The sequence below is a fragment of the Escherichia sp. MOD1-EC6842 genome, assembly GCF_002965705.1.
GTDB classification, from domain to species: domain Bacteria; phylum Pseudomonadota; class Gammaproteobacteria; order Enterobacterales; family Enterobacteriaceae; genus Escherichia; species Escherichia ruysiae.
The window spans coordinates 1-540 of record NZ_PTRF01000060.1 but is presented as its reverse complement, the minus strand read 5'-3'; the positions used below and the strand labels follow the sequence as shown (position 1 = coordinate 540).

Sequence of the window (540 nt, the reverse complement as noted above, 5' to 3'; positions counted from 1 at the left end):
CAGCATGATGCCGGTAATGGTGCCGACCTGCTGGAAAAAGGTGGCCTTGTCAGCTGTCGTTTTAAACTTGATGGCGCGCTTACGGCTAATCAGTACGCACTGGCGCTGTACTGGCCGGTTTCTTCGCTTCCTCAGGGCGTCACACTGGAAGGTAATGCCGGTCATAACCTGCTGGCATCGTTTTACGTTCAGAGCGATGCCACAGACCTTAACGTGATGTACCACAAGGGTAATCCAGACCAGAACACGAAGCTGGGTTCATTCGGTGCATTTAATAACGAGTGGCATACGCTGGCATTCCGTTTTGCCGGTAATAACAGCATTCAGGTGACGCCGGTGATTGATGGTAAGGACGGGGAACCGTTCATGCTGTCTCAGTCACCTGTCGGTTCTTTTGCGGCAGACAAGTTACGCCTGACCGATATCACCAGTAATGCAACGTATCCGGTACTGATTGACAGCATTTTGGTGGAAGTGAATAACCCGTCAGCAGGATAAAAAAATGCCGCCGGGAAAGGGAAAACAAGGAAACCGGCGGCA

General features: G+C 51.5%; 1 protein-coding gene. It reads left to right on the top strand.

The genetic code is table 11. The features are described 5' to 3' along the window. On the top strand, window positions 1-498 hold a 498-nt coding region (locus A7Z29_RS23545; RefSeq protein WP_353620301.1), incomplete at its 5' end, for a DUF6645 domain-containing protein. Between the last annotated feature and the right edge of the window lie 42 nt (window positions 499-540).